This window comes from Micromonospora sonneratiae (assembly GCF_042679305.1).
GTDB lineage: Bacteria > Actinomycetota > Actinomycetes > Mycobacteriales > Micromonosporaceae > Micromonospora_H > Micromonospora_H sonneratiae.
The window spans coordinates 1-20,846 of sequence record NZ_JBHTMP010000033.1 but is presented as its reverse complement, the minus strand read 5'-3'; the positions used below and the strand labels follow the sequence as shown (position 1 = coordinate 20,846).

At 69.0% G+C, this 20,846-nt stretch carries 17 protein-coding genes and 1 pseudogene; 11 read left to right on the top strand and 7 right to left on the bottom strand.

Annotated features, from left to right (window positions below):
• The first annotated feature begins 114 nt into the window (after positions 1-114).
• The 5 genes and pseudogenes from ACFQ4H_RS20680 to ACFQ4H_RS20660 all read left to right on the top strand — a co-directional run bounded on the left by ACFQ4H_RS20680 (position 115) and on the right by ACFQ4H_RS20660 (position 3,452).
• Positions 115-1,113, top strand: coding sequence for a hypothetical protein (locus ACFQ4H_RS20680; RefSeq protein WP_377572749.1), 999 nt, complete (start codon positions 115-117; stop codon positions 1,111-1,113).
• Positions 1,113-2,297, top strand: coding sequence for a sensor histidine kinase (locus ACFQ4H_RS20675; RefSeq protein WP_377572747.1), 1,185 nt, complete (start codon positions 1,113-1,115; stop codon positions 2,295-2,297). Before ACFQ4H_RS20680 ends, ACFQ4H_RS20675 begins: the two co-directional genes overlap by 1 nt.
• Entirely contained in the window at positions 2,297-2,983 is a 687-nt protein-coding gene (locus ACFQ4H_RS20670; RefSeq protein WP_377572745.1) for a response regulator, read from the top strand. The genes ACFQ4H_RS20675 and ACFQ4H_RS20670 overlap by 1 nt, the downstream gene beginning before the upstream one ends.
• A 75-nt stretch (positions 2,984-3,058) precedes the next feature.
• A pseudogene (locus ACFQ4H_RS20665) lies at positions 3,059-3,151 on the top strand (transposase); the annotation flags it as partial.
• 22 nt (positions 3,152-3,173) lie between these two features.
• A complete protein-coding gene (locus tag ACFQ4H_RS20660) occupies positions 3,174-3,452 on the top strand; it encodes a hypothetical protein (protein ID WP_377572743.1) in 279 nt (92 codons plus the stop codon).
• Between the two features lie 662 nt (positions 3,453-4,114).
• Here the strand turns inward: ACFQ4H_RS20660 and ACFQ4H_RS20655 are convergent.
• A complete protein-coding gene (locus ACFQ4H_RS20655; RefSeq protein WP_377572741.1) occupies positions 4,115-4,498 on the bottom strand; it encodes an SRPBCC family protein in 384 nt (127 codons plus the stop codon).
• Between the two features lie 307 nt (positions 4,499-4,805).
• The gene (locus ACFQ4H_RS20650) at positions 4,806-5,702 is read right to left on the bottom strand and encodes a bifunctional helix-turn-helix transcriptional regulator/GNAT family N-acetyltransferase (RefSeq protein ID WP_377572739.1); all 897 of its coding nucleotides are present in this window, start codon (positions 5,700-5,702) and stop codon (positions 4,806-4,808) included.
• Between the two features lie 126 nt (positions 5,703-5,828).
• Here ACFQ4H_RS20650 and ACFQ4H_RS20645 point away from each other — a divergent pair, with 126 nt between their 5' ends.
• Positions 5,829-6,719, top strand: a complete 891-nt coding sequence (locus ACFQ4H_RS20645; protein WP_377572737.1) for an alpha/beta hydrolase family protein — start codon at positions 5,829-5,831, stop codon at positions 6,717-6,719.
• Entirely contained in the window at positions 6,716-7,156 is a 441-nt protein-coding gene (locus ACFQ4H_RS20640) for a MarR family winged helix-turn-helix transcriptional regulator (protein ID WP_377572735.1), read from the top strand. The genes ACFQ4H_RS20645 and ACFQ4H_RS20640 overlap by 4 nt, the downstream gene beginning before the upstream one ends.
• 371 nt (positions 7,157-7,527) lie before the next feature.
• Here the strand turns inward: ACFQ4H_RS20640 and ACFQ4H_RS20635 are convergent, their stop codons facing one another.
• The 4 genes from ACFQ4H_RS20635 to ACFQ4H_RS20620 all read right to left on the bottom strand — a co-directional run bounded on the left by ACFQ4H_RS20635 (position 7,528) and on the right by ACFQ4H_RS20620 (position 12,596).
• Positions 7,528-8,499, bottom strand: a complete 972-nt coding sequence (locus ACFQ4H_RS20635; protein WP_377572733.1) for an Lrp/AsnC family transcriptional regulator — start codon at positions 8,497-8,499, stop codon at positions 7,528-7,530.
• Between the two features lie 131 nt (positions 8,500-8,630).
• Positions 8,631-10,298 (bottom strand): DHA2 family efflux MFS transporter permease subunit, encoded by a 1,668-nt coding sequence (locus ACFQ4H_RS20630; protein WP_377572731.1) that lies wholly within the window; start codon positions 10,296-10,298, stop codon positions 8,631-8,633.
• 362 nt (positions 10,299-10,660) lie between these two features.
• Positions 10,661-11,488, bottom strand: a complete 828-nt coding sequence (locus ACFQ4H_RS20625; protein WP_377572729.1) for an SDR family oxidoreductase — start codon at positions 11,486-11,488, stop codon at positions 10,661-10,663.
• A gap of 133 nt (positions 11,489-11,621) precedes the next feature.
• Positions 11,622-12,596, bottom strand: coding sequence for a septum formation family protein (locus tag ACFQ4H_RS20620; protein ID WP_377572727.1), 975 nt, complete (start codon positions 12,594-12,596; stop codon positions 11,622-11,624).
• A 325-nt stretch (positions 12,597-12,921) separates the two neighbouring features.
• Here ACFQ4H_RS20620 and ACFQ4H_RS20615 point away from each other — a divergent pair, with 325 nt between their 5' ends.
• From ACFQ4H_RS20615 to ACFQ4H_RS20600, 4 genes are all read left to right on the top strand, one after another.
• Positions 12,922-13,962, top strand: coding sequence for a phosphotransferase family protein (locus ACFQ4H_RS20615; RefSeq protein WP_377572725.1), 1,041 nt, complete (start codon positions 12,922-12,924; stop codon positions 13,960-13,962).
• A gap of 211 nt (positions 13,963-14,173) precedes the next feature.
• A complete protein-coding gene (locus ACFQ4H_RS20610) occupies positions 14,174-14,473 on the top strand; it encodes a hypothetical protein (protein WP_377572723.1) in 300 nt (99 codons plus the stop codon).
• Positions 14,474-14,830: 357 nt separating this feature from the next.
• Positions 14,831-16,060, top strand: a complete 1,230-nt coding sequence (locus tag ACFQ4H_RS20605) for a trypsin-like serine peptidase (protein ID WP_377572721.1) — start codon at positions 14,831-14,833, stop codon at positions 16,058-16,060.
• A 416-nt stretch (positions 16,061-16,476) separates the two neighbouring features.
• On the top strand, positions 16,477-17,175 hold the full coding sequence (locus ACFQ4H_RS20600; RefSeq protein ID WP_377572719.1) for a GNAT family N-acetyltransferase: 699 nt from the start codon (positions 16,477-16,479) through the stop codon (positions 17,173-17,175).
• A gap of 160 nt (positions 17,176-17,335) precedes the next feature.
• Here the strand turns inward: ACFQ4H_RS20600 and ACFQ4H_RS20595 are convergent, their stop codons facing one another.
• Positions 17,336-20,737, bottom strand: coding sequence for a DUF3892 domain-containing protein (locus tag ACFQ4H_RS20595; RefSeq protein WP_377572718.1), 3,402 nt, complete (start codon positions 20,735-20,737; stop codon positions 17,336-17,338).
• Positions 20,738-20,846 lie beyond the last annotated feature (109 nt).

The window sequence follows — 20,846 nt, the reverse complement described above, 5'->3', positions numbered from 1 at the left end:
GGGTGCCTAGCGTCGACGGGGTGATGGAGAGCGACTCGTCGATGAAGCGCATCGGCAGCCCGACAGGGTTGAGGCCCTGATGTTCGGGACGGCCACGCCACAAAGGAGCCTGCGGTGTCACTGAGTTCCGCGACCACCCAGATACGACGGAGCGGGAGACCGGCCGCCCTGCTGATGGTGCTCGCCCCCTTGCTCGCGGAGGTCCTCGGCGGGGCGACACCGCTGACCCTGTTCCTCAACCCAGTAACGTTCCTCTCGTACGCGGTCTTCCTGTACGGGCTGCCGCTCCTGGTGATCCGCGAGATCGCCACCAGGGCCGGCCTGGGAACGCTCAGCCTCTGGTGTCTGGGTGCGGTGTACGGCCTCTACAACGAGGGCCTGCTCTCCGAGACGTTGTACCATCCGCTCGACCACCAGATCCCCGCCTATTTCTCCTACGGCCTGGTGGCGGAACTGCGGATCCCGTGGATGCTCTACATCCTGCCCTGGCACGGCCTGCTCTCGGTGGTGATGCCGATCCTGTTCACGGAGCGGCTGATGCCGGCCAGCGCCGGCATACCATGGTTCCCGAAGCGCGTCACCTGGGTGCTGGGAGCCTTCGTCGTCTTGTTCGGCGTGACGCGGTTTCTGTTCGCCGGTGAGGATCGGGTTTCCAATGGCGGCGTGGTGCTGCTCCACTTCGGGTTCGTGGCCGGCCTCGTGGTCGTGTTGTGCCTGGCCGCACGGCGGCTCCGGTCCGCCGTGCGGCTGATTCCGGATGTTGATCGTGACGCACCCGTCTGGCGGCCGGTGGTCGCGGGAGCGGCGTGCTACCTGGCCACCTTCGTCGGGCTCCAGGCGCTGGCCGAGCTGTCCGTGCCCTGGCTGCTGTTCGTGTTGTACTTCACGGCCATTGCGGTGGTCGCCGTCTGGGCGTTCGCACACCTGCGGGAGGTGACCCGGACGGCCGCGACGCGCTTCCTCCTCGGCACTGGCTTGGCGGAGGCGACCGTGGCGGTCGTGTTCGGGCTGCTCACCGTCACCGTTCTCTGGGCGATCGCCGGGGTGCTGTTCGGCGCCGTCTTCGTCATTGCGTTGTTCCGCCTCAACCCCCGCGGGCCACGCTCCCTATGATGATGATTATTGATGAGATCCGGAAGGTGGCAGAACGCCATCCGGCCATGGCCGACATCGGCGTCACCACCGTCCTCGCGCTGGCCAACGGACTCGTCACCGCCGACGCCGGACCCGGCCTCGCCGACTGGCTGCTGTTCGGAACCGTACACCTTCCGGTGGTGTGGCGGCGGCGGGCGCCGGTCGCTGCATTCTGGATGGTCTACGGACTCGCCGTGGCGGCCTGGTTCACGGCCCGCGCCGACTTCGTCTACCCCGTGGTGGTCATCCTCGTGGCGGTCTACAGCACCGCCCGGCACCGTCCGTGGCGTCAGACATGGCCGGGAGTGACGGCGGTCGAGCTGACCCTGCTGCTGGCCGCGCTCCGAGGTCATCTGCCCGGTTCGGAGCTGGCGGTGCTCACCGTAAGCCTAGTCGCCGTCGTGCTACTCGGTGTGGCTCTGCGGACGCGGCAGGCGTACCTGCTGGAGCTGCGGGACCGGGCCCGACGGCTGGGCCGCGAGCGTGACCAGCAGGCCCGACTCGCCGCGGCTGCCGAGCGGGCCCGTATCGCCCGGGAGATGCACGACATCGTTGCGCACAACGTGTCGGTCATGGTCGCACTCGCTGACGGAGCCGGACTGACCGCGCTCACCGCGCCGCAGCGCGCCGCCGACACCCTCGCCACGATCGCGGCCACCGGCCGGCAGGCCCTCGTCGAGATGCACCGCCTGCTCGACATCCTCCGCGACGGCGGACCGGCACGTACGCCTGAAGTGGGCCTCGCCCCGCAGCCCGGGTTTGATGACCTGGAGACACTATTGGCGCAGGTCCGCGCAACCGGCGTGCGGGTGATGCTGTCGAGGGACGGCACACCGGAGACCTGGGGGCCGGGGGTGGGCCTGACCATCTACCGGATCGTGCAGGAGGCGCTGACCAACACGCTCAAGCACGCTGGTCCGGGCGTCACGGTGCGGATCCGGATTGCCTCCACGGCCGATGGTGTTGAGGTGGAGGTCGTCGACGACGGGGCGCGGCGTGCGGACAGCCCGTCGACCGCCGGCACCACCACTGGACATGGCCTGGCGGGCATCGCCGAGCGGGTCGCGGTCTACGGCGGCCGGGCCGAAGCCGGCCCGCTACCCGGCGACGGGTGGCGGGTCCGGGCACGGCTGAGCCTCACCGAAAACCGGGGAGGTACTTGATGGTCCGCGTCCTGCTCGTCGACGACCAGCCACTGCAGCGCCTTGGGTACCGGATGGCCCTGGAGACCCAACCCGATATCGAGGTGGTCGGAGAGGCGGGAGACGGCGCACAGGCCGTCACGATGACCCGCGCGCTGCGCCCCGATGTCATTCTGATGGACGTACGGATGCCGGTCATGGACGGCCTCGAAGCCACCCGTCGTATCGTGGCCGCCGGGCTCCCGTCGCGGGTCCTCGTCCTGACCACGTTCGACCTTGACGAGTATGCCTTCGCCGCGCTGCGGGCCGGTGCGAGCGGGTTCCTGCTCAAGAACGTCCCGCCGACCGACCTCTTCACTGGCATCCGGGCGGTGGCGATCGGCGACGCCGTCGTCGCGCCCAGCGCCACCCGCCGACTCATCGACACGTTCGCCGCGTACATACCGGGTCCATCGAGCGGACCTTCCGCCATGTTTGATGAGGTGGACCGGCTCACCGACCGGGAGCGCGAGGTTCTGCTGGAGGTTGCCCGAGGCCGGACCAACGCGGAGATCGCCGACGCGTTGCGGGTGGTAGAGGGAACGGTGAAGATCCATGTCGGGCGCATCCTCGCCAAGCTCCACCTGCGGGACCGAGTGCAGATCGTGGTGTACGCCTATGAGACCGGGCTAGTCCACCCAGGGCAGAACCCACCCGTCAACGACTGATAGCACTGCCGACCGGAACGGCAACTACAGATCTTGAAAGGCCAGCTTTATCCACTGTGATGTCGCGGGTGGACGGATCGGGCGATGTTCACGGCGATCGTGTTCGTGTTGACCAGCGGTTGCGCGTGGCGGCACCTACCGCCGTCGTTCGGGGTGACGGTGCCCTGACGGGTGGCCAGCAGGACCCGCGGTGCCTCACGTTCGCCGCAGCCAGAACCTCGACCGGCTCGCCCGATCACTCCAAGACCTCATCACCATCGTCGGCGAACTCCGCCGACCCGGGGCGTCGGGTTTCGGTCCCTCCACGAAGCGCTGGACACCACCAAGCCCGCCAACTGCTCGCCGAGCCGGCAACAGCGTCGCCTCCATCGCCCGGCTCCTCGGCGTCAGTCCCTCCACCCTCTACAAGCACGTCCCCGAACTCACCGCCGGACGACCGCAGTCCACCGAGGTCGAGGCAGCTCCGTAACCGCCAGCACTGATCCAGACGGCGGCCACCGACCGACGAAGATCCCCGGCCATCAAGCCCTGGACCGGTCGTTGTCGTAGCCCGTACGGGTATGCAAGGATGCACAACCCGTACGGCATCCTAGGATGCTAACTTGGAGATCGTGGGGCCTGGATCTGTTGGGATTGGCGGCAGGAACATCGATCCGGTCCGCCGACGGGTCATGAACCGTTGAGAGTCTGCTGTCCGGTGATATCGGAGCAGCATGGACTCCCATACGTTGCTAACCCACGACAACGACGGACGGACAGTTGGCACGGCCAGCCGGGAGAAGCGGTGGCCAACCGCTAATGGACCTGCACTCCGCTCCTCCGCGTTGTCGACTGGAACTGGGCTACCCGGGCACACACAGCGGCATATCCGCTGTTGGACAATCGCAGCGCTGCCAGCTCTGTGGTATAGGGAACCATCGCTAAGGCATCCTAGGACACTATCTAGATCCCGGTGCAGCAAGTGGTGCATCAGCTCGGTCAAGAATCGGCTTGCCCCCGCACCGGAAGGATGGGGGCGAGTATGCCCAGCGAACGCTTTCAGCTCCGGGTCGCGGCCTGGACCGCACAGGGTCGCGATGCTTCAGGAATCATCGCGGATACCGAGCGGGATACGGACGGTCATGCCGACTGCTACGCCTCCAGGACGAGCCTGATCTGCTCCCCCAGCCGCCGGTGGGCTGCTTCCGCCTGTCGGAATGCATAGCCGAACAGCAACGACGGTGCAGTCAAGGTGATCGTCACCCTGATGTGGATGGTGCCGTCCCCCTGGTCGGCCACGACGGTCCGATTGTCCACGGAGACCCGGGGCGGCTGCCGGGCAACCATGTGCAGCTCAGAGGCACTCTCGGCAAGTACGTCAGCACGGTATACGATCTTGAACTTCAGCGAGCCCCACCTCATCTGGTCGGTGATCGCGAAACTGCGTAGCGCGCCCGGCGCGGACGGCAACTGTTTCACGTCGACGATCAGCGGGTGCAGCTCGCCCTGCCGGGCCAGGTCACCCAAGAGTGCCATCGCAGCCGGAACGGTGGATCTGGCACATACGTCGTAGCCAAAGACGCCCTGGCGCATGGGTCAAGAGTCTAGGGCCGCGTCGCAATCGCCGATCAGCGCCAACGCCCTGCTGAGGAGCAGCCATCCACCGTGGAGACCTTCGGTCTACGAGGAACGGTCCAAAGAACTCGCACCTCCGCTGCACTCCCCGCCGAGCATCGCAGACAGGAGAGCCACTGCTCCCGTACGCCAGGTCTCACGCCTGCCCCGAACTTCCCAGCGCGGTCGCGCGGGCCGGCAGAGTCCCCGCGACCGGGTGCCTGTGCCGTCAGGTCACCAGGTGCTTCTCGAACCAGTGGTCGGCATAGCGCTCGGTGTTGTACGGCTCGATCTCGCGGTAGCCGGCCGAACGGTACATCGCAATGGCCTCGGTGAGGCTGCGATTGGTGTCGAGCCGGACAGCGGTCCAGCCACGTTCAGCGGCGTATCGTTCCAGTTCGGCCAGCATCCGACGCCCGATTCCGAGCCCACGCACGGTGTCCGCCACCCAGACACGCTTGATCTCGGCGGGTGCGTCACGGTGGAGCTTGACCGCACCACATCCGACCGGCTCGGCGTTGAGGGTGGCGAGCAGGAACACGCCGGCCGGCGGGACGAGTTCCTCGTCGTGGAGCGGGTTGCTCAGCGCCGGGTCGAATCCCTCGTCGAACTTCCGTGCGATCTCCCGACCGTAGGCCCGCACACAAGCCCTGGCCCGTGGGTCGCCGGGAGGACAGGGATCGATGGTCACCATCGACGCGACAAGCAGGCGCTCGACCTCGGCCATCGCCGTAACGAGTCGTTCGCGGCGATGGCCGGTCAGCGGTTCGAGGAGCGACCAGGCGAACGCATCGGAACGTTTGTCGAGCTCAGCCCATTCGGCCCGGCCGGTGTCGGTGAGCGCTGCGGCCCGTATGCGTCCGTCGCCACTGAACTGGTCGGCCGGACCCACGGTGACGAGGCCGTCACCTTCAAGGGCACGGAGGAGCCGGCTGAGGTACCCCGAATCCAGTCCGAGCCGTGCTCGTAGCGCCGCGACCTCGGCGCCATCGGGGCCGATCTCCCACAGCAGACGCGCCTGGGCGAGGGGCCGCCCCCTGGCCATGTACTCGTCGTCGAGTGCTCCCACCCGCTGTGTGACCATCCGGTTGAACCGCCGCACGGCGGCAATGAGCTCCGAGTCCATATGCCTGACTTTAGTCAGCTATACACGTTCGGAGCTAGCGCCATGCCATGTCAGCTCCAGACGCATCAGTCGGGGTGCCTGCCCGCGGCATCGCCCACGCCCCGGCCGCAGGCTACATTAGTTCACATGCGAAATAGTTCCGGAGTGGTGTCCGAGACGATCCTGGTCCCGGTCCAGGCAGCAGGAAGGATCTCCGGAACGCTCCGGCTACCGCCCACCCCGCCCAGCGCCGCAGTAGTCATCCATCCCGCGACTGCGACGCCCGAGAGGTTCTACGCAGCCTTCGCGACCTACCTGGCCGAGAACGGGATCGCCACCGTCACCTACGACTACCGCGGCACCGGCCGGTCCGGCGCCCCGCGCCAGCACCGCGACCTACGTATGCGTGACTGGATGGATCATGACGTGCCAGCCGTCGCCGGCTGGGCGCGCGCGCAACTCCCGTACGTGCCCCACCTCGCCGTCGGGCACAGCGTCGGCGGGCACGCCCTCGCCCTCGGCAACGGCACCGAGGGACTCGCCGCATTTGCGCTCATCGCGTCACACGCGGGCACGACGAGGACGATCCCGGCCCTGACCGAGCGGCTCCGGGTGGCACTGGTGCTGAACGTGGTCGGTCCGGCACTCGGCGCGGCCCTGGGCTATGTCCCCGCCCGACGTCTCGGGTTGGGTGAGGACCTTCCCGCAGCCGCGATGTCCGAGTGGGGCCAATGGGCCCGCCGCCCCGGCTACTTCTTCGACGATCCGTCCATGCAGGCACGGCAACGAGCAGCCACGATCACCCAGCCGGTCCTCGCGATCGGGGTCAGTGACGACCCCTGGGCCACTCCCGGACAGATCGACGTGATCACCGACCACCTGACCGCAGCCAGGGTCGAACGCCGGACGTACTCTCCCGCCGACGCCGGCGTGCCGTCGATCGGCCATCACGGGTTCCTCCGCCGCAGCGTGCGTGACACACTCTGGCCAGAACTACTGACCTGGCTACAGACGTACGCGGAGAACGCTTCGGAATGAGAGAACCCGGCTCCCTGCCCCGGCTCGTGTTCCAGCTCATGACCGCGCAAAAGTCGGTACGACGCTGGATCGACACTCGATCCGGTGACACCGGCATTGGCGCTGCCGGGGCCGGGGTGCTCTTCTACCTGGCAGGCCACGACCAGGCGCTGATCGGTGACGTGACCGCCGCGCTGGACGCATCCCCGTCCGGCATGACCGGACTGGTCAACCGGCTCGAGAGGGCCGGTCTTCTCACCAGGTCGGCGGATCCGGACGACGCCCGCGCCACGAGGCTCACGTTGACTCCGCTCGGTCAGCGCACCGTCGCGTCCGCCCATGTCATCCTGACCGACCTCAACGCTCAGCTGACCGACGGGTTCACGGCCAGCGAGTTGCAGATCGTCAGCCGATGGCTCACCCACACCGCGGACAGACTACGCCCGAGCAGCAGCTGAGCAGGTTGGACCGCCAGGGTCTCGAAGGCCGCCAGGGTCTCGAAGGCCGCCAGGGTCTCGAAGCCTGGAATGTGGACGCCTGTCATCCGTCCGTTGCCTACTCCTCCGGCCAGGGGTGGGGCTCGATCACCCACGGCTCGCCTGGGTTCTCCCGGTACGCCACCTGCCCGTGCTCCCGCGTCCGGCAATGGCCGTAGCGCGGAGCCCGCATCGTACTGTCGGGTTGGAATCCGCGCCCTCGGCCGCCCCGTCGTCCTCGTCTGCTGACGCCACATGAAGGGCGCCACGTCGACCACGTCGTCCGGTCTTTCGACCGCTTCGACGACCCTCGGTAGTCGGACGGGCCGGGACGTGCTTCACCAGCTGCGGCGTCAGCGTGGCCGATAGGTGAGGGTCTTGACCCGTCGGAGGGTGAGGGCGGTCTCCACCGTATGGACACCGGTCAAGCCACCGATCTTGTCGCTCAGGTACGCGTACAGGTCACCGGTCGTGCGGCAGATCAGGGAGAGCACGATGTTGGCCGGGCCAGTGACGGCCCCGGCGAAGCGTACCTCGGGATGTTCCGCGACCGCCCGCCCTGTTTCGGCCAGGGCCTGAGGAGCAACGGTCAGCCAGCACATCGCCCCGACGCCCTGCCCGAGCGGTTCGTGATCGAACTCGACGGCGAAGTACAGCACTCCGGTGGTGCGCAACCGTTCCAGGCGTCGCCTGATCACGGCCTCGGACTGGCCGGTGGCCTTCTGCAGCTCCGCCAGCGGGGCGCGGCCGTCACGGCGCAGCGCGGCCAGCAGCGTCTCGTCGATGGCATCCAGTACGACCGGCGCTTCGGGCCGGGCGGCGACCGGGGGACGCAGTGCGGTCTCCTCGTCCGGATCGAGTGCGCTGATCTTGCGCAGCCAGCCGTGCGGGCCACCGTAGAAGGTGTGCAGGATGCAGTGGGCGCTGACCGAGGTGACGCGCGGAGTGCGTTGGAGGCGCTCCAGGAGCAGATCGTCACGTTCCTGGCGGGTGCGCGGTTTCATCGCGCACATCACCTCGGTGCCGCCGGAAACCAGGTCGATGTACTGGGTGTCGGGACGTTTCGCCAGCGCGGAGGCCAGTTGCTCGGCCACGTTGGGGGTGCAGCCGAGCCGGATGATCCAACTGTCGCGGCCCAGACGGCTGTCGTCGGCCACGCCGGTCACCCGGAGGTCTGCCGTCGTACCCAGCCGCCGGAACCGACGGGCGATGGTCTGGTCGGAGACACCCAGCACCTGAGCAATCCGGCTGAACGCTGCCCGCCCGTCGAGTTCCAGCGCCTGAAGCAGCTTCAGGTCGAGCTGGTCGAGTGTCTGGGGCGCCACAGGGCATCTCCTGCAGAGTGCGGAACGGGGCGCGGCGCGGCCTTCGGACGGGCGCTCAGGGGCTGGTAGGGGGTCATTGTAGGCACGGATCCTGGTAGCCAGGACGTGAAGCCCGGCCACCGGTGCAAGGCCTACCCGAAGGTCTCCACCGTACTGCTCTCGCGACCGGACACGGCCGTGGTCGACGATGATGATCGGTCCTGGGCCATGCTTGATCCCGGCGTGGTCCGTTCCGCCAGTTCCACAGCCACCGAGGATGCGGAGTCGTTCGGGACAGGGACGGGGGTCGTGGTGGACCGCGACCGTCGCAGCAGTACAGCGGCGGCCAGCGCGGCAAGCACCAGCAGGATCGCCGAAACGAACAGACACAGCCGCAGGCCGTCGAGGAACGCCTCGGCCGTGGCACCCATCGCTCGGCCGGTGTCGCTGCCCAGGTCGAGCTGGGCCACAGCACCGAGCCCGCTTTCTTCGGCGGCTCCCCTGATCTGCTGCGCGATCTCGCCGTTCAGGCCCGCTCCGGCGAGGTGGCCGGGCAGTGCGCCCACTGCCTTCACCGTCAACAGGGCACCCATGATGGCCGGGCCGAGCGCTCCGCCGACCTGCCGCAGGGCGTTGTTGCCCGCGGCCGCCATGCCGGCCTGATGCGGCGGTACCGAGGCGACGGCGATGTTCGTGATGCACGGGAAGGCAAGCCCGAGGCCCAGGCCCAGCAGTGCCAGGCGCCAGGCCACCGACCCGAACGACGTGTCCGGACCGACCGAGGTCAGGCACAGCAGGGCGACCGCAGCGACCAGCAGGCCGACGGTGATGAGCATCCGGGCCGACACGCGGCGCATCACCCGGCCCATCACCAGGCCCAGGAACATGGACACGACGTTGACCAGCACCATACGGATGCCGGACTGCAGGGTGGTCAGCTGCTGCACCGTACCGAAGTACAGGCTCAGGACGAAGAAGAAGCCGATCAGCCCCAGGAAGCTGATCAGGGCCGCCAGCGTGGAGGCGGTGAAGGCCGGGCTGCGGAACAGCGACAGATCCAGCATCGGAGCACTGCTACGCAGTTCCACCGCCACGAAGATGGCGGCGCTCACCACGGCCACCGTCAGGGCCACGAGTGCCCGTGGATGCGAGAACGACTCGGCACCGCCCTCGATCACCCCGTAGATCAACGTGGTGATCGCCACCGCTGCGGTGAGCTGCCCGGGCCAGTCGAGTCTGCGCTTGCCGTGCACCCGGGACTCGTCCAGCAACCGTGCGGCAACCACCATGGTCAACAGCGCCACCGGCACCGGCAGCAGGAAGATCCACCGCCAGCCCACGTGTTCGAGGATCGCTCCGGCGATCAGCGGCGGCACCGCCATGGCCGCCATCATGCAGGTCGTCCACCAACCGATGTACCTACCGCGCTCACGCGGATCGGGCACCGCATGACTGATCAACGCCAACGTCACCGGCAGCAACGCCGCAGCGCCGGCCCCAGCCAGTGCCTGCCCGACCCAAACCAGCTGGACCGAACGGGCGCACAACGCCACCAGGGCACCTAGGGCGCACAACGCCAGGCCCACCTGGTAGACCCTCTTGCGGCCGTGCACGTCCGCGAACACACCTGCCGTGAGGATCAGGGCCGCGACCGGCAACACGAAGGCGTCGGAGATCCACGACAGCTGCGCGGTGGAGGCATCCAGCGCCTGCTGGATCGCTGGCAGGCTCACCGCGACGGTGACCACCGGCAGGTAGGCGACGAAGACCCCGACGCACGCCAGCGCGATCGTGGCCCCCCGCCTGCGCGCAGACTCCATTTCCCCACTCAGCACGTTCAAGGAACCCTCGCTTCACTGCCGCACACCACCCGATATCGGCCACCCACCATTCGTGGAATCTGCGCCCCGAGCCAGCCAGAGGCCGCCATGTCGCAGAAACCGACACCGGGACCCGGTCGACTCGAGATATCCGACATCACCGTCGTGACCCGGCCAGCAGTTCCGCAGAGCGCCGTCCACCACACCTCGGGATGCCAGCCACAAACCGTGATCGAATCAGCGTGCCCGGGTCACGCCCGACCAGCGGTGTCCTCTCCACAGGTCCACCTGCCAACGGTCACCAACCGCTGTGTTTCCACGGCCGCGAGTGACGTCGGATTCACGCTGGAACGACGGCTGTCTCAGGCTGTCGCGGCGGCCCGCATCTGGCGGGCGGCCGTGCTGGCACCGCCGTCGACGAGCAGGTCGGCGCCGGTGATGAAGCTGGCGGTCGGGCCGAGAAGGAACGCGGCAGCGTCGGCGATGTCGGTGGGCGTACCGAGGCGGCCCGTTCCAGAGGCCTCGATCATGGCTCGCATGTAGGCGCCATGCTCTCCGTTGAGCTCCTGCTGCCCCATCGGGGTGGCGATGACACCGGGACTGATCGAGTTGATCCGCGCACCGCGCGCGCCCCAGGTGCGGCTGGCCCCCTGCACCTGCAGGTGGTTGGCGCGTTTGGCGAGACCATAGGCAGCGCCGGGGTCGAGCGTGTCCGCCGCGAACAGCGGCAGCTGGAGTAGTTGGTCCGCCGGGGTGGTCGCCAGAAGGATTTCGTGCTCGGCGCTCAACTGGACGCCGTAACCCGCCATGCTGGAGATCACCACGCCGGCGCCACCGGGGGCGATCACATGGCTGAACTCCTCCAGCACCAGGCCGACGCCGAGAAGGTCGACCGCGAGGATCGCCTTGGTCGGTGCCTGTACCGGCGACAGGCCTGCGGTGTGCACCACCTGCGTGACGCTGCCCAGCCCTGCGGCGGTGGTGGCCAACTCACGCACCGACTGGTGCGACGAGACGTCGACGGGCTGGACGGTGACCGTATAGCCGTCACCCCGCATGCCTTCGGCGGCGTCGGTCAGGATGGCCTCGCTGAAGTCTGCGAGTAGCACGGTCCTACCGGTGCCCTGGCGGCGGGCGATCGCCTGCCCCATTCCACCGACCCCGATGACGACGACTACCTCGCGGTTCATGACGCCTCCCGGCTTTCTTACGAGACGATTCGTCTCGCAAGAAAGCGTACCCCTGTCCGGTTTCGCAGCCGGGCAGTCCGACACAAAGCTCGTCGGCATCCGTGATGCGACTTCCACCGGCCCGGTGGTGTCGTCAGTTCGTCGGGATCGACAGGTCCGCGTCAGGGCGAAGTACGGAGCGGGTCCACGTCGTGTCGTCGGTGTAGACGATGCAGAACACGTTGTGGATGCCACCGCGCCAGGAGTTCCTGTCCGGCGCCAGAAAGCCCAGTTGCGCCGAGTCCGACATGGCGGAGCTACTCACGTTCCGGTCGACGATGGACCGGCACCTGGTTTCGGCATGCCGAGCGAATGTGCTCATGCCAGGCCACTCGTCGCCGACTTCGGTGAACGCACCGACCACCTGGCCGTTGTGCGAGTCGTCGCAGCGCCGCAGTTCGACGTCGACGACCGTCACATTGAATGAGGGCCGCCGGAAACAGTCGCCCGGCTTCAGGGTGCACACGTTGGCGTGCCCTGGCCTCGGATCCTGGCAACCAGTCCGGGTAACCAGGTAGACGACTCCGATGGCCCATGCCCCGGCCCACAACAGTGCGCTGATCATACCGATGATGACCAGGACGATCGTCATCACCTTGCTGGTCGCCGCCACGGAACCGGTGGCCGTACCCATGGTGGTGGGTACGGCCACCGGATAGGAACCCGACCCGACGGTCGGCGGAGGGTACGCCGGGCCGCTGGTGGGCTGCCCAGCCGGTGGGTCGAGCGGACCTGTCCCAGTCGTGTCCGGTCCCCGGCCAGGTCCCGTATCCGGGCCGGAACTCGATGCCGCTGGGTCCGACACGCCCGGTACGGTGGCCGCCGGCGGCGGTTGCACCACGCCGGGAGCCGGGGCGGGCATGTGCACCGAACCCGGCGTCGCTCCGACGCTCGGCCGACGTGTCTGGATCAGCGCGATGACACCGAACGCGATCGCCAACGGAATCGGGACCAGCAGACAGCCGAGGATTCCGAGCACCAGTGCGGCGATGGCCCAGCCGTTAACCCGCTGCCGGGGCGGCGGATACGTCATCATGACCGGTGGCACCGGCGGGCCGGGCGGAGGCATCCCCGGGGACGGTGAAGCGGGCGGCTGCGGGCTTGGCGGCACATCAGGATGCATGTCACTCCCACCTCGTTTCCGCAATCAAACACTCCGATCACTCTGTTTGACAACGCACGGTGCGCCATTGTCGATCGCCTATTACTCAAGGATCCTGCGACAGGATGGATCTTCAGAATTGACGACATCCACCCGCCCGATGTCGAGCCCGTAGCCGGACCGGCACAACGTCCGCCTTCGCCTACCACCTTCCCTGCATCGAACCGGGCAGGTCGGGTAGCCGGCGGTAAAACCGCGTGCCAGGGCACCGGGCAGTGGCTACGGTGGCGACGTGCGGACAGCTCCCGAGGAATCCATCGTGGATGGCAACAACTGGCACGACCCGGTGTGGCGGGCAGGGGCAGATCAGTGGATCACCGCCCGACTCGCCGAACGGGGAACGCCGGTCACGGGCCCCATCGAGCAGTTCCGCGTACGCCCCTGGTCCGTGACCTGTCGCGTGCCGACCGCCGGCGGGTGGTACTGGTTCAAGGCCAACACCTTCCACTGCCGGTACGAGGTGCGCCTGGCCGAAGCGCTGGCCGGCTGGGTACCGGAGTCCGTACCGACCCCGGTCGCCCTGCATCCGGGGCGTGGCTGGCTGCTCACCGCCGACGCGGGCACCACTCTTCGCGAGGCGTCGGCTCAAGATCGGGCGACCGACGACGCGCCCACCCGGGACGCCGCCCTGAACCGCTGGGCGGCGTTACTCGAGGAGTACGCCGAGCTACAGCGGACCCTGGCGCCCCGGGTCGATGCGATGGTCGCACTCGGCGTGCCGGATCAACGCCCAACCGCGATGCCCGAGTTGCTGGACCGACTGCTGCAGGACCCGGTGGTACGCGCCGACCTCGGCCCAGACCGGGCGGCTGCCGTCACGGCCGTGATGCCGGATGTCCTTCACTGGTGCGAGGAACTCGGCGCCGACGGGTTACCCGCCTCGCTGCAACACGATGACCTGCATGACGGCAACGTCTTCGCATCAACGAAGGCCGACCAGAGTGGGCGGTACCGGTTCTTCGACTGGGGCGACGCCAGTGTGGCGCACCCATTCGGGACGTTGCTGGTGGCGCTGTCGGCCGCGACGCACACCTTCGACCTCTCACCCGGCGCCCCCGAGCTGGCCCGGTTACGCGACGCCTACCTGTCGGGCTGGCCGGGTGGGACGGCGATGCTGCGCCGCTCGGCCACGTTGGCCTGCCGGGTGACCCGGATCAGCCGAGCGCTGGCCTGGTCCCGCGCGTTGGACGGCTCGGCCCTGCCGCTCGATGACGACATCCGCGCCGCGCCCGCCGAATGGCTGGCCGAACTGACCCAACCCGACGTGCTCTGAACCGGGCGAGGTCACGTACCGGTCGATGGCCGACGGAGACGCCGGTCGGCCATCCTCCAGGCGCTACCCGTAGGCGCGGCGGAATCGCCCGGATCCGGTCCGGGCGGCCCGCAGGGAGCTGCTGCGCGGGTAGCGACAAGTCGACAGAACGTTGAGTTGATTTCGTGGCTGATGCTTCGCTGTCGGCACCTGTCGACGTTAGGGGTGTTCCATGCAGCATCGACCAGCCGTCCGCGCCCTCGCTGTCACGGCGATCGTGGTTCTCACCGTCCTGCCCCTGTCCGCACCGGCCGCAGCATCGGCCGGCTGCGACACCGGCAGCCAGATCACCATCAACTCGAACCCGGGCGCGGAGGCGCCCTCGCAGGCCTGGGGACACCGGCACCTGACCGGAAACCACTACGTCAAGCAGATCACCAGCACCGGCATCATCTGGTGGGCGGACAACAACGGCGGCTCCGACGGCGACACCGCCGACACCTACTACGCCACCTGGTACTGCAACCACTGAACGTTCGGCAACCGACGGCCGCTCGGCACCGGGCACCACCGGGCCGGACGCCGTAGGCCGGTCCGGCATACGGAGAAGTCGTGGCCCCGCCCGATGGCGGGGCCACGAGCTTTCAGCAGATCGGCACGATCAGCTGAGCCGTGCCCCCGAGCGGTACGACGTCCGCCCCGCTGCACGACGTCCGTCCCGCTGCACGGCGTACGGCTTCGGCAACGGCCGCCGCAGGTAGGTCTGGGCGGTCGGTTCGAAGCGGACCCACCAGCGCCCAACACATCGATAACCTTGTATTAATCTATTAACTTCGTGTATGAAGGCTGCAAGCACAGTGAAGTGCCGTTTTCTTGGGGAGGAGCGACGATGAACCATGCCATGCGCCGCCTGCGAACGGCGGCGGTCGTGCTCAGCACCTGCACGCTCGGGCTGAGCCTGCTGTCGGCACCCGCTACCGCGGCGTACGCGGATCAGCCCCTCGCACCCCAGTCCGAGCGGGCTCCCGAGTCGGAACAGTTCTCTGCGGAGGGTGTCACCACCGTCGGTGAACTGCGTACCGTCGACAGCTCGCTGTCGTACGCCCGGGACGGCCGGACGCAGGTCATCCGGCACCCCGGCGCGGCGTACGTCAAGGTGCACTTCAAGTCACTGCGGCTGGCCGACGGCGACTACGTCACCGTGTCCAGCCCCGACGGTCGGGAAAGCTACCGGTACGATCGCCACCTTGATCGGGCGACCGGCTCGGACTACACCACCGACGGGCAGCCTGGCTTCTGGGCGATGTCGGTGGACGGCGACACCGCGGTGGTGCAGTTGCACAGCACCCGCCGCTGGGGCGGCCAGGCCGCGACCATCGACCGGCTCTGGCGCGGCTACGACGATGTGGAACTCGCCGAGAACAACTTCTCCACCCAGTCCGTCTGCAGCACCGACGCCCGCCGCGACGTGGTCTGCTACCAGAGCAGCCACCCCACCGAGTTCGCCAGGGGCAACGCCGTGGCCCGACTGTTGATCAGCGGTGGCGGGATGTGTACGACCTGGCGGGTCGGCAACACCAACCGGATGCTGACCAACAAGCACTGCTTCTCCACCCAGTCCCAGGTCAGCGGTAGTGAGATGCAGTTCAACTACCAGTGCGCCACCTGCGGCGGCAACAACCCGGGGGCTGGCACCAAGGTCAGCGGCGCCACGCTGTACCGGGTGAGCACCGGCGGCTCGGGCGAGTTGGACTACGCCCTGTACTCGGTGAACAACTTCGCCAGCATCCAGGGGTTCGGCACGCTGTACCTGGCGACGACCGCCACCACCACCGGCACCCGGATGTACATCCCGGGTCACGGCGACGGCAGCCCGAAGCGGCTGTCGATCTACGAGGACACCCAGGGTGGCACGCTGTGCACGGTGAAGAACGCGAACTACAACACCTGGAACATCAGCTACAGCTGTGACACCTCGGGCGGCAACTCGGGCTCTCCGGTGCTGAACGCCAGCCACCGGGTGATCGCCCTGCACCACCTCGGCGGCTGTCCGTCGAACCAGGGTGCCAAGGCCCACCTGATCTACAACGAGATCGCCAGCCTGATCGACAACGGCTGACGACGCCGGCCGCCGGAACGCGATGCGCTCCGGCGGCTATCGGTGTCCGGCAACCGCACGCGGCTGCCGGACACCCGCGCCGCCGAGACCACCGTCGTCCCGGAGCCGACGACCCAGTAGGTCCGGGAACGCCGTGAGCAGGTTCAGGCCATATGGAAAATTCGCTTGACCGTACGGAACGCTCTTGGCGGACTTGCCTGGTGGATACCGCTGATCTCGCCGCGCGTCTGGCCTGTGTCGGGCGAACCTGGACCCCGCAGCAGCGACTGCACGTCGGCAACGTCGCATGGGCGGACGCTCACGGGGATGGCAGTCCGGTCCCTGACGTCACTCTCGCATGGGGTGATCCCCTCGTCGGCTTCGCCGACACATGGCTGTCAGGTACGGCCGAACAGCCCGCGACAGCCTCGCTGCACATGTCACCGCAGAGCACGCCAGCGCAGATGGCGGACGCAATCAACGAGCTACTTCATGCCACACCCCGGGTGACGGTGGAGGTATCCCGACAGCACACCGGTCTCGTCGACGCCCTGACAGCTCACGGCTTCCGCGAATCCCATGGGCCGTGGTACGCGCAACTGTGGCGGGATCTCACGGACCTTTCCGACCTGGCAGCGCACCCCGTACCCGACGGCTACTCGATCCGCCCCGTCCGTGCTGACGAGTTCGTAGCACGAGTCGAGGTGCATCGCCGCTGCTGGGACCCCGTACGCATCAAGCGGATGTTGAACCTGCCGGTAACCGGCGACGAGGCCGGTTCGAGCTACTCGGTCGACAAGCACCGTGCCGTCACGGCGACACCGGTGTATCGGGGGGATCTGGACATGGTCGCTGTGGCGGCCGACGGTTCACTCTCCGCCTTCGGGTTGGGATGGCTCGACGCGGAATCAGGGTCGGTGTTGTTCGAGCCGGTCGGGACCGCCCCGGACCACACGGAACGTGGCCTGGCGCGCGCCCTGTGCGCCGAGATTCTGCGGGCCGCCCGCGACCTCGGTGCCACACAGGCTGTCGTCGGCCCTCGGGGCGACGACGGATACCCGGTGCCACGCCGGCTCTACGAAGGGCTCCGGATGTGTGAGGTCGCCCAGTTCGTTTGCTTCACCACCTCGTCGTGAGGGCGTGGTGACGACGCCATCCGGGTCGTACGCCGGAGGCAGGTGGAAGTGTCGCCGTTCACGGCTGCGGACCGTCGCCACGGGATCGGGAGTGCGGCAGAGCGCACCCTGGATCAGGACCGGTGCGGGTGGTGGCCGGACACCACCACCCGCGCGACAGCTACACGTGACTGCACTCGGGCATCTGGTCCAGGTTGTTCGGTGAACTGCCATCGGCCACCGTACGTAGGTAGGGCCGACCGTTCTTCGGGCGGACCACCCGGATCTCCGTACGGGTGGTGCCGGACTGCTCGATGTAGAACGCGAACCGGCCGGTGGTGATGAAGTCGATCGCCTCGGCCACCGGGATGAGGAAGTGGGTGCCGTCGGCGTTCGTACCGCCCAGCGCGGTCACCGTCCGGTTGCTCGACGATCCGGTGCTACGGATGCAGGTGATCTGCACCGGTACGGCGCTGTCGAAGTACGAGGTGTCCGGTGCCAGCGCCACCTGGAGCCAACCCTCGCTGGTCATCGCCGGTTCGTCCGGCAGGCGGGCATCCACCGTGGTGGCGACGACCTCGTCGGTCGCCCAAACACCCGGCTCGGGCCGGCGGTGCCAGGTCCACACTCCCCGTACGTCCTGCGGGAGCGGCAGCCGGGTGTCGGTGGCCTCCCGCAGCACGGGCCCGTAGCGCAGGGCGGGCGACAGCCGGGACAGCGCCTGCCCGGTCCACTCCCGCAGCAGGCCGATGCCCTTCTGCGGGACCAGCCCGGTGGTGATGTGGACGTCCGACCCGGGTGCCATCAGCAGGGTCACCGGCACCGGCACCCCGGGGGTCACGGTGAACGTCCCCGAGGTGTCCAGGTAGGACGAGTAAAGCGGATCGGCTCCGGGCGGGGCGGCAGCCCCCGAGTCGTCCGGCAGCCCGGGCGCCAGCAGCGCCACCGCCGGGTCGACCAGGTGGCACCGGTCCATCGTGTCGCCCACGCAGTACGCCAGCAGTCCGTCCTGGCTGCGGACGAGGTCACCCAGCCGTACCGGCACCCCGGTGGTGCTGTTCTCCGCCGGCTGCCGGGGGTCCTCCACCTCCACCTTCACGTACGCCCGTACCACCGCGACCGGACGGCCCAGCAACAGCGCCAGGTGCTCGTCGCCGGAGCGGCCGGTCAGGTCCACCGTCCAGCGGGTCGTGTCCAGGGCCCGTAGCAACGCTTCGAGGGCGCTCTGCCCGGTGCCTGCGCCCCGTCCGTCGCGTCGGGCCGCGGCGAGCGCGTTGTCGGCGGCCAGCAGCCCGTCGGCGAAACGACCCAGGTAGGTGTTGGGCAGGAACCGGCTCGGTGCGGCCCCCAGCGTGGCCGGCCGCCCCGGGTCCTCCTCCCATGCGGTCACCCGCTCCGGGTCGGGGCGCAGCCGTCCGTACGCGTTTCCGGCGGCGTCGAAGAACTCCAGCGTGCGGTCCGTCGTCGACGGCACCAGGTAGCCGCAGACCGGGCTCACCCCGGCGCTGGCATCGCGCAATGTCCCGGTGGCGTCGGCGAACCGCAGCAACACCCGGGCCGGTGCGGTGAACCTGGGGCGTAGCGCCGCCAGGTCCGGCTGCCCGGGCACCGTCAGGGTCACACCGGTACGCACCTGCGCCGGCACTGGCACGGTCGCACCCAGCATTTCCAGGTACCGGCCGAAGCCGTCGACCAGTCGGGCCCGGTCCAGCCGCAGGAAACCGGCGCGTAGCGCGACGAAGTCTGCAGGCTGCGGCGTCGGTGCCGGGGTCGCCGTGTCCGGGGCGTCCGGGGCGTCGACCACCGCTCCGGTCGGGTCTCCGCGCAGTTGCGCGGCGATGCCGGTCAGTTCGCCACCGAGCAGGTCCCGCTCGTCGGCACCGGGTCCGGCGGGGTCCAGGAGGGTACCGGCAGCTGGGGAGAGCATGACTCGCCCCCGCAGTACCCGGGCCCGCTCCTCCGCTGGCCGCTGCACCGGGCCCGGCAGTACGAAGTCGGTGTCGTCCAGCCGCCAGTCGTGCGCCCCCCGCGGGGAGGGCAGGTAGCTCGCCTCCCACTCCAACAGCAGCGGGTTCCACGGCCGGCTCGGTGGTGTCACCCCCACCGGGCTGGGCAGTGTCCCCTCGATGGTGGCCCCCGGCGGGGGCAGGGTCGGGTCGTCGTGGTCCGGGTCGAACGCCGCCCACCAGGCCGCCCGCGCCGCGGCCACCGGTGCTGGCTGCGTGTCGGTGCCCTGGGCCAGGTCCGGTGCCGAGCCGGGGTCGAGACAGGCCAACTCGACCAGCAGTTCGGTGGCGGCGGTCGGCACCCCGTACGCGGTGGGAAGCCCGGCCAGCGGCGAGGGCGGCAGGGCATCGGCACCTCGACCGGGGTTGCCGCCGGCCAACCCGAAGGCCCGCAGTGCCTGGCCCTCCAGCCGGCACAGCAGGGTACCAAGGTCGGAGTAGCGGCCGTCGGAACCGTGTTTCGGACTGCGCCCGCTGCCGGAGACCGCCAACGCCGGTTCCAGCGCGTGCCACACCCGGGGAGCGGTCCGTTCCACCTGGACGAACGAGCCACCATCGGCGCCGTCGGTGGCCGGCTGCCAGATGTACTCGTTACCGGCAGCGGCGGGTGCCGAACCGAACCGCGCCTGGTGCAGGTCGGCGTCCAGCTGGGCGTCCGCGTCCGTCCCGTCGGCGTCAGCCAGCGCCCCGAGCAGTAGGCCCTCCACGAGCCGGGCAGCGGCGAACTGGTCGTCAGGTTCTGCGGTGACAGCGGTCAGTGACTCGGCCAGGGTCTCGCCGATGGCGAGCGTGACGCTCTGCGCCGCCGGCCGGTAGTCCGTCTCCTGGCCGAGGAGCCCGCCGTCACCCGGCCAACTCGGGGTGGGCCAGCCGATCGCGATGGCGGCCGCATGGTAGACGGACCGGTCCGGCACGGGCTGTCCGGTCGGACGCGGCGGGTGGATCTCCCAGCCGAGTTCCTCCATCCGCCGCGTGTGCTCCACCTCGCTGGTGACCTTCAGCGGGTCCTGCGCCGGGTTGGTGTACCAGCCCAGCACCAGGTACGCCACCGGTCCGGTGACGCCGGTGAGTTCGTCGTGCAGCGCGAACCGGTTGGTGACGTTGTCGTAGTAGCCCGCCCAGCCGAGGTCGCCGTGCCCGAGGGCGGTCAGCGGCGACTTCGGTGTGGGACCGGGTGCGGGCAGGGTCGGCCCGGACAGCGCGTCGTCGACCCGGACGGGGTCGATCGCGCCCGCGTACGGCAGCAGCCAGGCATGCACCGACCGGGGCTGTTGCCCGTCCGTGGGCCCGGAGAGCCGGACGACCAGCCACCGGTCCGGCACGGGCCGAAACGAGGTGGCGCCGCTTTCGTCGGCCACGCCCTGGGTCAGCCCGTCAGGCAGTCCCCAGTGCAGGTGGGCCCCGACGGGGCGGGCCTGCGCACGGGCGGTGAACGGGGCCGGCAGCAGGTCTGCGTGCACCCGGCCGCTGGCCGGTGGGGTGGGGCGGTCCAGGGCTGTGTGTGCCCAGTCGGCCGGCGCGGTGGGTTCCCGGACGACCAGGACGTCGAGGGCCACGGGTACGAGGACGGCGGTCACAGCGGGAACTCCTCAGCGGTGCGGCGGTACGGGGCGGATACGGCGACTCGGCGGCCCACTCGGCCGGGGCCGCCGGGCACGGCCCGGGGCGTGGTACGGGCGGAACCGG

Bases quoted from the DNA above. Each gene is read 5' to 3' on its own strand.
- ACFQ4H_RS20675 (WP_377572747.1), top strand. From the start codon at position 1,113: ATGATGATTATTGATGAGATCCGGAAGGTGGCAGAACGCCATCCGGCC.
- ACFQ4H_RS20670 (WP_377572745.1), top strand. From the start codon at position 2,297: ATGGTCCGCGTCCTGCTCGTCGACGACCAGCCACTGCAGCGCCTTGGG.
- ACFQ4H_RS20655 (WP_377572741.1), bottom strand. From the start codon at position 4,498: ATGGCACTCTTGGGTGACCTGGCCCGGCAGGGCGAGCTGCACCCGCTG.
- ACFQ4H_RS20650 (WP_377572739.1), bottom strand. From the start codon at position 5,702: ATGGACTCGGAGCTCATTGCCGCCGTGCGGCGGTTCAACCGGATGGTC.
- ACFQ4H_RS20645 (WP_377572737.1), top strand. From the start codon at position 5,829: ATGCGAAATAGTTCCGGAGTGGTGTCCGAGACGATCCTGGTCCCGGTC.
- ACFQ4H_RS20640 (WP_377572735.1), top strand. From the start codon at position 6,716: ATGAGAGAACCCGGCTCCCTGCCCCGGCTCGTGTTCCAGCTCATGACC.
- ACFQ4H_RS20630 (WP_377572731.1), bottom strand. From the start codon at position 10,298: ATGGAGTCTGCGCGCAGGCGGGGGGCCACGATCGCGCTGGCGTGCGTC.
- ACFQ4H_RS20625 (WP_377572729.1), bottom strand. From the start codon at position 11,488: ATGAACCGCGAGGTAGTCGTCGTCATCGGGGTCGGTGGAATGGGGCAG.
- ACFQ4H_RS20620 (WP_377572727.1), bottom strand. From the start codon at position 12,596: ATGCCTCCGCCCGGCCCGCCGGTGCCACCGGTCATGATGACGTATCCG.
- ACFQ4H_RS20610 (WP_377572723.1), top strand. From the start codon at position 14,174: ATGCAGCATCGACCAGCCGTCCGCGCCCTCGCTGTCACGGCGATCGTG.
- ACFQ4H_RS20605 (WP_377572721.1), top strand. From the start codon at position 14,831: ATGAACCATGCCATGCGCCGCCTGCGAACGGCGGCGGTCGTGCTCAGC.
- ACFQ4H_RS20600 (WP_377572719.1), top strand. From the start codon at position 16,477: ATGTCACCGCAGAGCACGCCAGCGCAGATGGCGGACGCAATCAACGAG.